Raw genomic sequence first — 14,331 nt, 5'->3', positions numbered from 1 at the left:
AAAATAATTCAAAGAGTGTCAATGCAAATGATCAAATTCCTCGCTGTCCCCGCAGTTCCGTGCACCTCGCGCATCGCCTTCTCCCCGACGGCCAACTCGCCGCCCTGCTGATGCCCCTGTAAACCGGTTCCCCCTTCAAGTACGGGGCGCTGCGTACCACCTCGACTCCAAAAAAAACAATGGTGAAGTGATGAAAATCAAAGGCATCCGCTGGTGGATGATCGGCCTGGTCACCTGTGGCCTGATGGTCAACTACCTGGCTCGCAATACCCTGTCGGTGGCCGCTCCGACGCTGATGAGCGAGATGAGCATTTCCACCGAACAGTATTCGCACATCGTCGTCGCCTGGCAGATCGGCTATGCGCTGATGCAGCCGATTGCCGGCTACATCGTCGACGCCATCGGCACCAAGCTGGGCTTTGCGATCTTCGCTATTGCCTGGTCCCTGGCCTGTGCGGCCGCAGCCATGGCGAGCGGTTGGCAAGGCCTCGCGGTCGTGCGCGGGTTGCTCGGCATTACCGAAGCCGCCGGCCTGCCGTCGGCGGTCAAGACCACCACCGAATGGTTCCCGGCCAAGGAGCGTTCCGTCGCCATCGGCTGGTTCAACATCGGCTCGTCCTTCGGTGCGCTGCTGGCACCGCCGCTGGTAGTCTGGGCGATCCTGCACAGTGGCTGGCAACTGGCATTCATCATCGTCGGCGCCCTGGGCATCCTCTGGAGCCTGATCTGGCTGTGGCTGTACAAGCACCCACGGGACCAGAAGCACCTCGGCGACGCCGAGCGCGACTACATCCTCAGTGGCCAGGAAGAACACTTCAAAGACCCGGTGTCGAAAAAGGGCAGTTGGAAGAAAGTCGTCATCAGCCGTAACTTCTTCGCCATCGCCAGTGCACGCTTTCTCTCCGAACCGGCCTGGCAGACCTTCAACGCCTGGATTCCGCTGTACCTGATGACCGAGCGGCACATGAACATCAAGGAAATCGCGATGTTCGCCTGGCTGCCATTCCTGGCCGCAGACCTGGGCTGCATTCTCGGTGGCTACCTGAGCCCGTTCTTCCACAAGCACCTTAAGGTCAGCCTGTTCACCTCGCGCAAGATGGTGATGTTCCTCGGTTGCAGCTTCATGATCGGCCCGGCCTGCATCGGCCTGGTGGAAAGCCCTTACATGGCCATCGCCCTGCTCTGTGTCGGCGGCTTTGCCCACCAGACACTCTCGGGTGCACTGTACGCAATCACCTCCGACTCTTTCGGCAAGAACGAAGTGGCCACCGCCACCGGTGTCGGCGGCATGTTCGGCTACTTCGGCGCGGCGCTGTTCACCATGCTGCTGGGCATCATGGTGACCAAGGTCGGCTACAACCCGCTGTTCGTGGCCCTGGCGATCTTCGACATCGTCGCCGCGCTGCTGGTGTGGAACGTGGCTCGCCCGGTCAAGGCGGTACCGAACGAACCAACGCTGAGCGGTACTCCAGCCACGGCATGAGACTGAAGTAAGGTTCAAGGGCCCCTTCGCGGGCAAGCCCTGCTACTACAAGTGCGTTTCGACCACCGCCCCTTGTAGGAGCAGGGCTTGCCCGCGAAGCTCTTGGCAACCTCAAGAACGCCCTCGCCGATAAGCCGTGCCAACTCCATCCCCCACTGCTGATCCTCGCGCAACCCCAGCGACCTACTCATGGCGCACCTCAGCTGCGACCGGCTGGCCCTCGACCACCTTGGCCTGCCCAACCCCATACCAGTCGAGCTTGCGAGTCAGCACCATGAACACGCCAAGCAGGCAGAACAACAGCAACGAGCCCATCAGCAACGCGTAGTCCTCGGCGCTCAGCAACCCATACAGCAAGCCATAGAGAGCGGCCAACGCGCTGGCGAAACCCAGACCATGTCCCAGGCTGCGCAACACATGGCAGGTATAGAAGCCGATCAAGCCGACACAGGCCCCCGCCGACACCAGGTAGGCCAGGCCAAACCCCAGGTGCTCCGACAACGACAGCAACAACAGGTAAAACAACGCCAGCGCCGCGCCCACCAGGGCGTACTGGATCGGGTGGACCGCCAACCGCTTGAGCACTTCGAACAGGAAGAAACCGGCGAACGTCAGGGCAATGAACAGCAACGCATATTTGATCGCCCGATCGGACTTGAGGTACTGATCCACCGGATCGATCAGGCTCACCCCGAAACTGCGCTCGTTGAAGGCCTCGCAACGGTTGGTGTCGACGCAGTTGCTCATCGCTTCATGCAGGTTGGTGGAGAAGAACGAGGTCTGCCAGTTGGCACTGAAACCCTGCTCGGTCACTTCACGCTGGGTCGGCAGGTAGTTGCCGATGAAGCTTGGGTGCGGCCAGTCGGCACTCAGGTGCACGTTGCTGGTCTTGCCCACCGGAATCACCTGCAATTGACCGGTCCCCTGCAAGGCCAGGTCGAAGGAGAAGTCCAGGCGCTGCTGCTGACGACCGTCAACCCGTGGCAGAGTCACATGCACGCCGTCGCCCAGCCAACTCACCTGGGTCCCCGGCATGAACTCCAGTTGCCGCTCGCCCAATTGCAGCGTCAGGGCGTTCTCGATACCCCGGATATCGCTGATGCCGACCGCCAGGTAAGGCTCGTCGAAGCGGTAATCGGCAAAGTCTTCGTCAATTCCCAATTGTGCCGGCAGGACGAAGGTGCCGCTGATATGGTTATTGGCGTGAAACAACCGCGCTTCATAAATGCCGCGCGCACGGCGTTCGGTCTGGACCTTGCCGTCAAGCTCGAAACGGTCCGGCAGCAGGTACAGGCGCCCGCTGACTTCCTTGCTCTCCTGGATCCGCTTGCCCTTGGCGTCGGTCTTCCACTCGCGCACGGTCTGGCGATAGGGCACCACCAGCACCGGTCCGCTGATCAGTTGGCTGTTGCTGGAGCTGCGGGCGATATCTTCCAGGACACCGTCACGCAGGTACTGCCGCTCGCGGATCAAGCCGTCGATCATCATCAACGGAACCAGCAACAACAGCATCAGTAGGGCAATCGCCCCGAATTTTATCGCCAGACTGCGGTTCATGGGTCTCTCTCCCTGTTGGAATGGGAGAAAGTCTGAGCCGCCCGTGTGGGCCGTTGATGGAGCCTATGTGAAGACTGTGTGGAAATTCACGGCAGACGCAACGTCACCTCGACCCCACCTTCGACGTTGCCGATCAGCAACTGACCGCCGTGCAGCTTCACCACTTCCTCGACGAAGTTCAGCCCCAGCCCGGTGCTCTTGCGGCCGCTGTGGGGGCGCGGCAGCGAGTAGAAACGCTCGCTCAGGCGTGGCAGGGCGTAGTCGGGAATCGCTTCGGCCTGGTTGAACAGGCTCAACTGCAATTGCTCTCCGTCCCGCTCGGCGCTAAAGCGGATCACCCCGCCGCTGGGTGTGAAATCCAGGGCATTGTCCAGCAGGTTGCCGATGGCCTGGCGCAGCAGGAAACGCTCGCCGAACAGGCTGAGGTCGGCGGCGATCCGGCGCTCGATCTGCAGGCCGGCCTTTTCGATACGGGCAGCCTGTGCCAGCAGCACTTCGTCGACCAGCGCCGCCAACGGTACCTCGACCTGATCCTCCAGCACCTGGCGTTGCTCCACCAGCGCCAGGTTCAGCAGCCGTTCGATCAACTGCTGCATGCGCGCACTTTCGCTCTCGATGTTGCCGACGAAACGCTCGCGCTGGACCTGCGGCATCTCGCCATGCAGTAACTCGGCGGCGCCGCGAATCGCTGCCAGCGGGCTTTTCAGCTCATGAGTCAAAGTGTGCACGTAACGCTCGACGTAGGCCTTGCCCTCCAGTTGCGTACGCATGTGCTCCACGGCACTGGCCAACTGCTCCATTTCCCCACCGCGATAATGCGGCAGCTCGGCGCGCCGGCCCTCGCTGACGGCCTGGGCGTAGCCGGTCAAGCGCCGGAGCGCGGCGCTCAGCCACCAGGACAACAACGCCCCGAACAGCAAACCCATGGCGATCAGGCCGATGCCCCAGAGGATCAGGCGATGCTCGGTGCGATCGACATAGGGCTGCAATGAACTGTTGGGCTTGGCCACGGTGACCACGCCGATGATCTCGCCGTTATCTGTGATCGGCGCACCGACGTGCATCACCGAGGAATTCGGGTCGTCGGGATCGGAGCGGGTCGAGCGCGCACCGTATTCGCCACGTAGCGTCAGGTACACATCGTTCCAGCGAGAATAATCCTGCCCCAGCGCCAGCCCGGCGGAGTCGAGCAGGACGATGCCCTTGGCGTCGGTCACGTAGATCCGGTGGTTGACCTGGTTCTTCGGCAAACCCCAGATATTCGCCGCTGGCTTGCGCTTGCCGTAGGCCTTGAGCACTTCGGGCAAGCGGCTCTGGCCGAGGGAGCCAGCCTTGACGTCGTCATGGAGGATTTCCGCCAGCAGGTTGGCGGTGTCCACCAGGGTTTCCTCGGTGGACTGGCGCACACCGGGGCGGATTTCCTTCATCACCGTGCTCAGCACGAAATAGCCGGTCAGGCCGACGAACAGGAAATACACCAGAAAGATCCGCAGCCCCAACGGCATCAGCTGTTACTCGGGCTGTAGCTGTAACCCAGGCCGCGATGGGTCTGGATCGGCTCGGCATCGCTGGCCACCAGTCGCAACTTGGCCCGCAGGCTCTTGATGTGGCTGTCGATGCTGCGCTCGTAGCCGGCGTCCGCCGCGACCCCGACGGCGTCGAGCAGTTGCTCGCGGCTGAACACCCGCTCGGGCTGTTCCAGCAGGCAGGCGAGCAGGCGGAACTCATGCCGGGTCAGGCTCAGCAACTGTGCGCGGTAACTGATCTGCACCCGTTCGTGGTCGACCACGAAACGCTCGCTGCCCACGGCTGCCGGCGCTGCGGGCACCACCCGTTTGAGAATCGCCCGGACCCGCGCCGCCACTTCGCGCGGGCTGAAAGGCTTGACCACATAATCGTCGGCGCCGATCTCAAGACCCACTACACGGTCGATCTCGCCGTCACGGGCACTGAGAAAAATCACCGGCACCTCGGTGAACCGGCGCAATTGCTTGCAGACCTCGAAGCCAGTGATGTCCGGCAGGCCGATATCGAGAATCAGCAGGTCGGCCGGCGTCGTACGCTGGTACTCGACCGCCGCGCTGCCGAGGTTCAGCCAGGTGGTGGTGAAACCCTCGCCCTGCAAGGCATAGACCAGGGTATCGGCAATCGCCGTTTCGTCTTCGACTATCAGAATATGGGGCATGGCGTCCGAGCACTGTGGGCAATGGCGCAACGGTGCCGGACGCGTGTCGCCCCGTCAATCAGCAGTCGGGCTGGTCGGCGGTATAACGCCGGGCCGGGTTCACTGCCGCACCGAACTCGCGCAGGGCCTTGGCGCCGATCAGCAGCGGGTAGTTGAAGCTGCTGCGGTTGGTCAGGTTGACCTCAACCGTGCGTTTGACGTTGCCCAGGCACATTTCCAGGTCCACCACCGGGCGCTTGCTCGGGTCGGCGACTTCGCCCTCCTCGTCCTCTTCGGAACGGGTCTTGATCTTGCTGATGCGCGAGACCTTGTGCTGGTAGACCTTGTTGTCGGCATCGGCGGTGCCGAGGCGGAAACGCACCCAGTCCTCGCCATCGCGCTTGAACAACTCGATGTCCTTGGCCGACAGCGACGCAGTGAGCGCGCCGGTGTCCATCTTGGCTTTGAACGTCTGGCCGATTTCCGGCAGGCGAATGTATTCGTAGCGCCCGTAGAGGGTCGGCTCGGCGGCCATGACCGGCAGGGCCAGGAGGGACAACAGGGCAAGAACGGATTTCACTGGGATTGCACCTTTTGAGTGGACGCACAGAGAGCGCCATTTTAGACCGTGCCGACGTCATTGGTTCATGAACAAAGCGGCGAAATGACGGCTGATCCCGTGAAACCTGCGTCGGCCGGTCGATTTGGCGTCTGCCGGCCACGCCTTTATCATGGCCCGTCCTCTGGCCCTGGAAGAGTCCTGTATGCGCCGCCTGCTCACCGGCAGTCTCGTCACGCTGCTGTTACTGCTCAACACACTGGTGCTGTTCGGCCCGCTGATGCTGTTCGCCCTGCTCAAGCTGGTGCTGCCCGGTCGCCTGCGCGATCACGCCAGCCGCGCGGTGATGTGGATCGCCCAGACCTGGGCCGAAATCGACAAGCTGATCTTCAACCTGTGCATCCCCACCCGCTGGGAGATTCGCGGTGCCGAAGGGCTGCGCCGCGACACCTCGTACCTGGTGGTGTGCAACCACCAGAGCTGGGTCGATATTCCAGCCTTGATCCAGGCGCTCAACCGGCATACGCCGTTCTTCAAGTTCTTTCTCAAGAAGGAACTGATCTGGGTCCCCTTCCTCGGCCTGGCCTGGTGGGCGCTGGACTATCCGTTCATGAAACGCTACTCCAAGGCCTTTCTGGACAAACACCCGAAACTCAAGGGCCAGGACCTGGAAATCACCAAGGCCGCCTGCGAGCTGTTCAAGCGCCAGCCGGTGACCGTGGTCAACTACCTGGAAGGCACCCGTTTCAGCCAGGCCAAGCGCCAGCAGCAGGCGTCGCCGTTCCAGCACCTGCTCAAACCCAAAGCCGGCGGCGTGGCGTTCGTCCTGGCGGCGATGGGCGAACAGCTGGATGCGGTCCTTGATGTCACGGTGGTTTATCCACAGGACAGGATTCCGGGCTTCTGGGACCTGATCAGCGGCAACGTACCCAAGGTGATCATCGACTTCCAGACCCGGGCCATGGACCCGAGCCTGTGGCAGGGCGACTACGAGAGCGACCCGGTGCTGCGCAAGCGCGTCCAGGACTGGGTCAACCAGCTCTGGAGCGAGAAAGACCAGCGCATCGCCGCCCTGCGCAACGAGCGCGACTGAAGCTCAGTCGAGGATGATGTGCGGCAGGAAGCGGCTGGTGTCCTTGGTGATCAGTGAGTGGTCCTCGCGAATGCCGATGCCGGCCGGCTGGTCACCGATCATCCAACTGCCAAGCACTGTGTAGCTGCCGGCGAACGTCGGCAGCGGTTGGAACTGCTGCAGCACGAACGGCCCCTGGTCATAGGGGCCCGGCTCACTGAACCGTTCGCCGGTCGGCGTCTGGATCTCGACGTTGGCACCTTCGCGGGAAAAGAACGGCTTGCGCACCCAGCCGCGGGCAGGACGGCCGCTCGGGTCCGGGTCGATGAAGGCCGGCAAAAGGTTCGGGTGGCCTTCATGCATTTCCCACAGTAGCGCCAGGGCGCCTTTGTTCGAGAGGATCGCCTTCCACGGCGGCTCGACGAACAGCGTTCGGCTGTGGCCGATGGCTGGGCCGAATGCCTCACTGAACAGGTTTTCCCAAGGGTAGAGTTTGAACAGCGTACTGATCGGCTGGTCCTGCTCATCGACAAAACACCCAGACCGGTCCAGCCCAATCGCCTCGATATCGATCAGGTGCGTTACCAGCCCTGCCTGGCGGGCGATATCACTGAGATACTCGACCGTGCCACGATCCTCCAGCGAATCGCGCACCGAAGCGAAGTGGAACGGCGACTGGAAACCCGTCTCGACGAATGCCTGGAGCAACTTGTCTTCGAGACTGTTGAACTGGTCGGAGTGGGCCGGCAACTGCCCGCGCCGCATCTGTTCTTCGAGCCAGACGTACTGGAAGAAACTCGCCTCGTACAGCGACGTCGGCGTGTCGTAATTGGTCTCAAGCAGCTTGGCCGGGCCGTTGCCGTCGTAGCACAGGTCCATGCGTCCATAGAGATGCGGATGCCCCTGTCGCCAGGAATGACGGATCAGGTCACGATAACCCTCGGGGATCGCCAGTCGGTCGAGCAGTTGCTCGCTGTCCACTACCCGTTCGACCAACTCCATGCACAGCTCATGCAACTGGCGGGTCGGCTCTTCGAGGTCGTCCTCGATCTGGCGCAGGCTGAACTGGTAGTACGCCGACTCATCCCAATAGGGTTCGCCATCGAAGGTATGGAAGTGAAAACCCAGCCGTTCGGCAGTGGCCTGCCAGTCCGGGCGGGGGGCGCTGAGGATGCGTTTCATCAGCCGCCCCTGCTGCTGCCATGGGACGAACCGAAACCGCCGCGACTGATCGCCTCAGGTGCCGACCCGCGGTAGGACGCGGTGGTGAAAGAGCCTGGGCTCGACAGGCGAAAGCGTGCGTTGGTCGATTGCTCGAAAGTCTTGCCGGCCCGGGCCTGCTGGTTGAGGCTGCTGGCCTGATAACCGCCACGGCCGTCACGCTCGTTGTACAGCGGCTCGCTGAAGTAGCGCGGGGCGTAGGGATCGGAGCCCAGGCCGATCCAGCGCCAGAGCCGGCTGCCCCAGCTATTGGAATGGCTGGAATAACCGGAGCCGCCGTAGCTGCCACCGGTCGACGACGATGTCGTGCTGCTCTGCGCTGCAGTCTGCTGCTCCTGCTCCTGCTCTTGCTCCTTCTCCTGCTCAGGACTCACTGGCACCGCTTGCACAGTGGTCAGGTTGAAACCGGCCATCAGCGGATGGAAGCTTGCACGTTCCAGGTCGATCACACAGTCGCCGTGGGAAAAGTCACTGGCGCAGTCCGACTGGCTGGCATATTGCGGAGCGATTTCCAGGTGCTGCTCGCGGGCCGTTTCCGCCGCGTCGGCACAGACCTCGGCCGATACACCGGCCCTGACACAGGCCGCCTCGTCGGCGTATTGCACGGTTTTGCTGATATCTCGCGTCTGCACCTGCTCCCCGTCGCAGGCCACCAGTACAAAGGGCACGCTGCCCAACAACACCAGGCCGACACGTTGGCTACGTTTCATCGCCATCCCCTCAGACCGGTGGGGTCATGCAGGCCGCATTGAGCAGGCCGACACTGATGGCAATCGCCGCCGAGAGAATCGCCGCCGCCGACTCACCCTGACTGATCCGCGCCGACAAACCACGGATCAGCCAACTGACCAGGACAAAGGCCAGCAACTGGGCGACCAGGGCGATCAGCGCCCAGATCAGGAAATCCAGCAGCGATACCGAATGGGCGATGGCGCTGGCCGCCGGAATCGCGAAGCCGATCAGCGCGCCGCCCAGGGCAATCGCGGCGGCCACATTACCCTCTCGAATCAGCGTCCATTCCTTGTGGGGCGTCAACCGGGTATAGAGGCAGGCATACAGCCCGAACACCAGCAATGCCACCAGCAGGTACAGGACGAACCCCATCACCGCATCCAGGTGCAACGACATTTTCACCGCATCGACCAACATGCTTGCGCCACTCTCTCCATGAACTGGCGGCGACAAATACCACACTGCGCGCCGGAACAGAACCGGCCTTGCACCGGCACCCGGAAAAACGCACCGGAACCTTGCGCAGCCCGGTGCGTCAGTCAGTCGTGATCGCGGCTCAGTTGCCCGCGCCCCATATACCCCCGAGGCTCTGCAGCAGCGGGCCGCCGACGCCCTGATCGCCCAGATACTTGAGGATGATCGGCGCAAACTGGCCGACCATGCCGCTGTCCATGCCCAGGGCGCCGAACGCATTGTTCAGGTCGTTGGTGTTCTTCACATTACCCAGCGCATTGCCCACCGCCGACGAACCGTTCGACTGGCCGAGCAGGCCGCCGAGGCCGGCCAGGGCACCGCCGCCCGACAGTTGGTCGAGGCCCGGTACGCTCTGGCTCAATTGCGAATAGTCGTTGCCACTGAGCTTGTTCTTCGCCAGCCCAAGCATCGCGCCAGTGCCACCGATGGCCTGTTCCGGAGTGACGTTCAGTTGCGAGCCGAGGGCGCTGAGCAGGCCGCCCGCTGGCGCCGTGGCATTGCCGTTCTGACCACCTTGCATGGACGACAGCGCATTGGCCGCGTCATTCAGGCTGAAGGCCGCGAACACCGGGGTAACGGCGAAGGTCAGGAGCGAAGCCAGTACGACACCGCGTGGAATTTTCATTGCAGCCACCTCACAAGTCATCGAAGGCCGCCGCGGGCAAGCGGGCGGCGCTGGCCATTGGAGTGGAAAAAGCCGGTCTTGTTCCGCCCCATGACCACGCCCGGCAATCAACCGCAGCGGGCCGCCGATTTATCGTCAGCCGGGAAGCTGCTCGATGGCCGCCTGCAATATCGGCCGAGCCCATTCGGGCGTGTCTTGCAGGGCCTGGCCGTCCTGCGGATCGGGATAGAGCAATTGACCGTCGGCCATTTCCAGCAGCAGTTGCGGGTCGGGAATGTCTTCACCCGGTTCGACGTCGGTGCTGTTATCGAACACCTGCAAATGCGCCAGGTAGGGCATCAGGATAATCAGGTTGAGCCGCGACTTGACCCAGCGCTCGCGAATCTTCTGCTCCGGGATATCGTGTCCACCACGAGCGACCCGCAGGCCTACCCGGCGCAGATGCTGCTCCGGCGAGGACAGGCCGCAAAACAGCATCACCACATCGTGGGTGCGCGTGGCCTGGGCCAGCATCAGGGCAATGGTGTTGCCGCCCAGAGTGGTTTCGAAAGCGTAGTTGCGCCTCGCGCGCAGGGCGCTTTCCAGTTGCTGGCGCCCCTGTTCCCAGGCCAGGCCGTTGGCCTTGGCCATATCGATGCCCAGGGAAGCCGCCAGCTCGCGGGCAAAGGTGTCGGGGTTGAACCAGTCCAGGCCATGTTCGGCGAGCAGCGCACCGCCGACCGAACTCTTGCCGGCGCCGTTGACACCGGCCAGAACGAACACGAACGGCCGCTCGCTGGCGGACGTCGCCGACATCAGAACGTGGAGCCGGCTTTCGGCCGCCGGGCCAGCTTGCCCTTGGCCGCCAGCAGCGAACGCACGCCCTGGGCTGCCTGGGGTTGCTGCAGACTTTGCAGGCGCGTCTCGAAACGCTGGGTCAATTCATCCAGCGCCGATTGCTCGCGCGCCTTGTAGGCCTGCACCTGGGCGGTCAGTTGCTGATAGGTCTCGGCGTCGAGCAGGACCATCTCCACCGTGGAGTGATTGGTCACCGCGACACTGCCGGTCTGGTGCACCAGACGAACGACGTCGGCCCACTTGTTCTTCACCTGGGAGGCATTCTGGCGCGGCAAATCGAGAAGATCAGGCAGGGCAATCATGGCGTGTGCTCGCAAGCGGGGATGGCCAGATCACTATAACAACCCCTCGATATTTTGGCTATTTTTGCCATACAAGGCCATTTTCCCTGTGCGGCTCGGCGCAGGCCGGGAAACGCGCGGTGTCACGCAGTGGCTGCCGGCGATGCCGTGCAGTAGAGTACGGCTCCCCCTCATGAGACTCTGTACATGGACGTGAAAATCGGCGGCGGCGCCCTCGCACTCATCCTGATGGGCCTGGCAATTGCCTTTGGCATCAACGAATGCCAACGCGGCCCGCTGGACCCAGCGCGTCCGGAAAACATCAGCAACGAAGACAATGCCTGGCTGACCCTGCAACACCGGGTCAAGCGCACCGACCCGGCACTGACCGAGATCAGCCGCGAGTCGCAGAAACTGACCATTCTCTACCAGCCGCAGCCCGTTGCCGGCGACGACGAAGCCTGGGTTCCGCGCCTGTTGCGCACGCTCGGCCAGGGCCTGGCGGCGGTGAATAGCGCACCGGGGGGCAAGTCGTATCACCAGGTAACCATCAAGGCCCGGATCGTCGCCGACGATGATGTCGAGCTGGTTTACGACATGGACGGTTTCGACGCCATCAAGACCCAACAAGGCGGCTACACCACCTTCGCCAGCATGCCCCGCGAGCTCCGGTTCAGCCGCGAGACACTGGCCCAGGCCCGCGATTACTGCCGCGAACCGAGTAGCGCAGGTTTCTATCCGGAGTTCTGCCAACGTGTCAGCACCGCGAAGGCGGAGCCGCAGCGCTGAAGGGTTAAACGAATGCTTACAATGTGGGCCTTTCGCTACCTTGTTGACGGGAAAGACTGCGACTTATAGTCCGGCAGTCGCCCTCATTGGCGATACGAGTTTGGCGACTCGTTGTACACTACTTCATGCGAAGGCCCCGTGCTGGTTTGCAGGCGCAATCGTATCCGCAAAGTTGCACTATGGCGGCTGTGCGCGGGAGACCTTCGGGTCTGCCGGTTTGGGAGTAGTGTCCGGTTCGCCAACCTGCGTACAGCTGCCACCCTTATTTCGGAGATAGAAACGCGGTGGCCTCGTCCTAAACTCCCGAGGTTTTATCCATGACGAAGTACATTCCCCTTACCGCCATCGACTGCCTGGTCCCCAGCCTGCTGATCGATTCCGAAAGCCCGCTCGATGTCCTCCACGCCAATGCTACCGCACGTATCCGAGCGGCGACGCAGATGCTCGAATCCCTGGCCCGCATCGAACTGCACAATGCCAATGACATCGACTTCCAGCAGATCCTCCAACTACCGGCAATGGTGCTGCGCGATGGTTGCGACTTGATGGATGTGCTGGGCTGGAGGTTGCGGGCCTGAGGAAAGGGCTAAACCCCCGGCCGGTTATTTCAAAACAACCTAAAAACCTGTCAAATCTGACAGTAGCCGCTCCCCTCCCGGGCAATTCACCATGGAGACCCAAGACAACGGAAGGGAGTACCGACTCATGCGGAACAGACTTTCAACCAGCCTTGCGATGCTTATCCTGCTGCTCACGGGTCAGGCCTATGCCGACACTCCCGTGCTGACCGCCGCCTGCCCACGCCCGGAGGCCATCGAACAGACGGCCACCGACAACGGTTACGTCTACCAGGCTTCTATCCCCGGAATGGGTTACTGGATGGGCGAAAATCCGGAGACCCAGAAGCCTTACAAAGTCGCCTTCGACAGCGCCAGCTACAAGGACAGTACCCAGGCGATAATCTGTGACTACCTGGGCGATGGGGACGCGGCGATCCGCCTGACGCTCAAGGGCGTCCAGAATTGGAAACCCAGCCCGGATACCGACTGGAAAGATGGCTTTTGCCAGAGCAGGGAAGCCAATCGCTGTGGATTTGAATACAGTGCCGTAACAGGCGCGCAGTAACCGGCTGAACGTAAAAAGGGCGACCGTAGTCGCCCTTTTTTCAGCTACCGATCTACGCCGCGCTGAACAACTTGTGCGGGTCGATCACGAACTTCTTCGGTACACCGGCATCGAACTCGCCATAGCCCTTGGGCGCATCGTCCAGGCTGATCACCTGCACACCGACGATCTCGGCAATGTTGATGCGATCCCACATGATCGCCTGCATCAACTGGCGGTTGTACTTCATCACCGGCGTCTGACCAGTGTGGAAGCTGTGGGACTTGGCCCAGCCCAGGCCGAAACGGATGCTCAGGCTGCCGATTTTCGCCGCAGCGTCCACCGCACCCGGGTCTTCGGTCACGTACAGGCCCGGGATACCGATCTTGCCGGCCACCCGCACCACGCCCATCAGCGAGTTGAGCACGGTGGCGGGAGCCTCGTGCTTGACGCCCTCATGGCCGTGACCACGCGCTTCGAAGCCCACGGCGTCGACGGCGCAATCCACTTCCGGCTCACCCAGCAGCGCAGCGATCTGCTCATGCAGCGGGGTGTCCTTGGACAGGTCGGCGATTTCAAAACCCTGGGCCTTGGCGTGTGCCAGGCGCACCGGGTTGACGTCGCCGACGATCACCACCGCGGCGCCCAACAGGCGGGCCGAAGCGGCAGCGGCCAGGCCGACCGGACCGGCACCGGCGATGTACACCGAGCTGCCTGGGCCGACACCGGCGGTGACGGCACCGTGGTAGCCGGTCGGCAGGATATCGGAGAGGCAGGTCAGGTCGCGGATCTTGGACATGGCCTTGTCGCGATCCGGCAGTTTCAACAGGTTGAAGTCGGCGTAAGGCACCAGCACGTACTCGGCCTGGCCGCCGGTCCAGTCACCCATGTCGACATAACCGTAGGCACCACCGGCACGGGCCGGGTTGACTGTCAGGCAGACGCCGGTGTGCTGTTCCTTGCAGGAACGGCAGCGGCCGCAGGCGACGTTGAACGGTACCGACACCAGGTCGCCGATCTTCAGGTTCTCGACGTCGCTGCCCTTCTCGACCACTTCGCCGGTGATTTCGTGGCCCAGCACCAGACCCACCTGGGCCGTAGTACGACCGCGGACCATATGCTGGTCAGAGCCGCAGATATTGGTGGAGACCACGCGCAGGATGACCCCGTGCTCGATCTTCTTGCCACGCGGGTCCTGCATTTTCGGATAGTCGATTTTCTGTACTTCTACCTTGCCATTGCCAAGGTACACCACACCACGATTGCCAGACATGCTTTCACCTCGCTGTTGTTTTTATGTAGCGGCGCGTTGCCAGGGGGCAGCGCGTTGATTGCTCGGGGTTGTGCGTGTGTCTTTTTTTGACTGCGTTGTTTGTCAGATTTCCTTGCGGATAAATCCGGCTCCCACAGGTCTTCGGTGTTGACGCGTTTTG

At 62.3% G+C, this 14,331-nt stretch carries 16 protein-coding genes; 5 read left to right on the top strand and 11 right to left on the bottom strand.

The genetic code is table 11. From position 1 onward, the window contains the following. The first annotated feature begins 190 nt into the window (after positions 1–190). On the top strand, positions 191–1,483 hold the full coding sequence (locus BLU37_RS09970; RefSeq protein WP_090204487.1) for an MFS transporter: 1,293 nt from the start codon (positions 191–193) through the stop codon (positions 1,481–1,483). Positions 1,484–1,666: 183 nt separating this feature from the next. On the opposite strand, the gene creD is transcribed toward BLU37_RS09970, so the two are convergent. From creD to rloA2, 4 genes are all read right to left on the bottom strand, one after another. After that, positions 1,667–3,040 carry a cell envelope integrity protein CreD gene (creD, locus tag BLU37_RS09965; protein WP_090204484.1) on the bottom strand — a complete coding sequence of 458 codons (1,374 nt, stop codon included), beginning with the start codon at positions 3,038–3,040 and terminating at the stop codon, positions 1,667–1,669. A gap of 86 nt (positions 3,041–3,126) precedes the next feature. Beyond that, positions 3,127–4,545: a two-component system sensor histidine kinase CreC gene (creC, locus tag BLU37_RS09960; RefSeq protein WP_090204481.1), complete on the bottom strand. Its 1,419-nt coding sequence runs from the start codon at positions 4,543–4,545 to the stop codon at positions 3,127–3,129. Continuing rightward, positions 4,545–5,225 (bottom strand): two-component system response regulator CreB, encoded by a 681-nt coding sequence (creB, locus tag BLU37_RS09955; RefSeq protein ID WP_090204478.1) that lies wholly within the window; start codon positions 5,223–5,225, stop codon positions 4,545–4,547. Before creB ends, creC begins: the two co-directional genes overlap by 1 nt. Positions 5,226–5,283: 58 nt before the next feature. Then, entirely contained in the window at positions 5,284–5,784 is a 501-nt protein-coding gene (rloA2, locus tag BLU37_RS09950) for a retropepsin-like aspartic peptidase RloA2 (RefSeq protein WP_090204476.1), read from the bottom strand. A gap of 184 nt (positions 5,785–5,968) precedes the next feature. Here rloA2 and BLU37_RS09945 point away from each other — a divergent pair, with 184 nt between their 5' ends. Further along, the gene (locus BLU37_RS09945; protein WP_090204473.1) at positions 5,969–6,856 is read left to right on the top strand and encodes an acyltransferase; all 888 of its coding nucleotides are present in this window, start codon (positions 5,969–5,971) and stop codon (positions 6,854–6,856) included. 3 nt (positions 6,857–6,859) lie between these two features. Here BLU37_RS09945 and BLU37_RS09940 read toward each other — a convergent pair whose 3' ends face one another. The 6 genes from BLU37_RS09940 to BLU37_RS09915 form a co-directional block, all read right to left on the bottom strand. Beyond that, complete coding sequence (locus BLU37_RS09940) at positions 6,860–8,017, bottom strand: glutathionylspermidine synthase family protein (protein WP_090204469.1); 1,158 nt, start codon at positions 8,015–8,017, stop codon at positions 6,860–6,862. After that, positions 8,017–8,766 (bottom strand): DUF1190 domain-containing protein, encoded by a 750-nt coding sequence (locus BLU37_RS09935; RefSeq protein WP_090210921.1) that lies wholly within the window; start codon positions 8,764–8,766, stop codon positions 8,017–8,019. Before BLU37_RS09935 ends, BLU37_RS09940 begins: the two co-directional genes overlap by 1 nt. 10 nt (positions 8,767–8,776) lie before the next feature. Beyond that, on the bottom strand, positions 8,777–9,202 hold the full coding sequence (locus BLU37_RS09930; RefSeq protein ID WP_010452003.1) for a DUF350 domain-containing protein: 426 nt from the start codon (positions 9,200–9,202) through the stop codon (positions 8,777–8,779). 142 nt (positions 9,203–9,344) lie between these two features. Next, positions 9,345–9,887 carry a DUF2780 domain-containing protein gene (locus BLU37_RS09925; RefSeq protein WP_010452004.1) on the bottom strand — a complete coding sequence of 181 codons (543 nt, stop codon included), beginning with the start codon at positions 9,885–9,887 and terminating at the stop codon, positions 9,345–9,347. A 135-nt stretch (positions 9,888–10,022) separates the two neighbouring features. Further along, a complete protein-coding gene (locus BLU37_RS09920) occupies positions 10,023–10,682 on the bottom strand; it encodes an AAA family ATPase (protein ID WP_090204467.1) in 660 nt (219 codons plus the stop codon). Then, positions 10,682–11,026, bottom strand: coding sequence for a type II toxin-antitoxin system prevent-host-death family antitoxin (locus BLU37_RS09915; RefSeq protein ID WP_010452006.1), 345 nt, complete (start codon positions 11,024–11,026; stop codon positions 10,682–10,684). Before BLU37_RS09915 ends, BLU37_RS09920 begins: the two co-directional genes overlap by 1 nt. A 186-nt stretch (positions 11,027–11,212) precedes the next feature. On the opposite strand from BLU37_RS09915, the gene BLU37_RS09910 reads away from it, so the two are divergent. From BLU37_RS09910 to BLU37_RS09900, 3 genes are all read left to right on the top strand, one after another. Then, positions 11,213–11,794, top strand: coding sequence for a hypothetical protein (locus BLU37_RS09910; protein WP_090204464.1), 582 nt, complete (start codon positions 11,213–11,215; stop codon positions 11,792–11,794). 317 nt (positions 11,795–12,111) lie between these two features. After that, positions 12,112–12,372: a short-chain dehydrogenase gene (locus BLU37_RS09905; protein WP_090204461.1), complete on the top strand. Its 261-nt coding sequence runs from the start codon at positions 12,112–12,114 to the stop codon at positions 12,370–12,372. A gap of 91 nt (positions 12,373–12,463) precedes the next feature. Further along, positions 12,464–12,919, top strand: coding sequence for a DUF3757 domain-containing protein (locus BLU37_RS09900; protein ID WP_232000492.1), 456 nt, complete (start codon positions 12,464–12,466; stop codon positions 12,917–12,919). Between the two features lie 52 nt (positions 12,920–12,971). On the opposite strand, the gene fdhA is transcribed toward BLU37_RS09900, so the two are convergent. After that, complete coding sequence (fdhA, locus tag BLU37_RS09895; RefSeq protein ID WP_010452010.1) at positions 12,972–14,171, bottom strand: formaldehyde dehydrogenase, glutathione-independent; 1,200 nt, start codon at positions 14,169–14,171, stop codon at positions 12,972–12,974. Positions 14,172–14,331: the final 160 nt, after the last annotated feature.

The sequence above is a fragment of the Pseudomonas asplenii genome, from assembly GCF_900105475.1.
In the GTDB taxonomy this organism is placed as follows: domain Bacteria; phylum Pseudomonadota; class Gammaproteobacteria; order Pseudomonadales; family Pseudomonadaceae; genus Aquipseudomonas; species Aquipseudomonas asplenii.
Note: the sequence above shows the minus strand (reverse complement) of the source record. Positions and strands in the feature narration are given on the sequence as shown.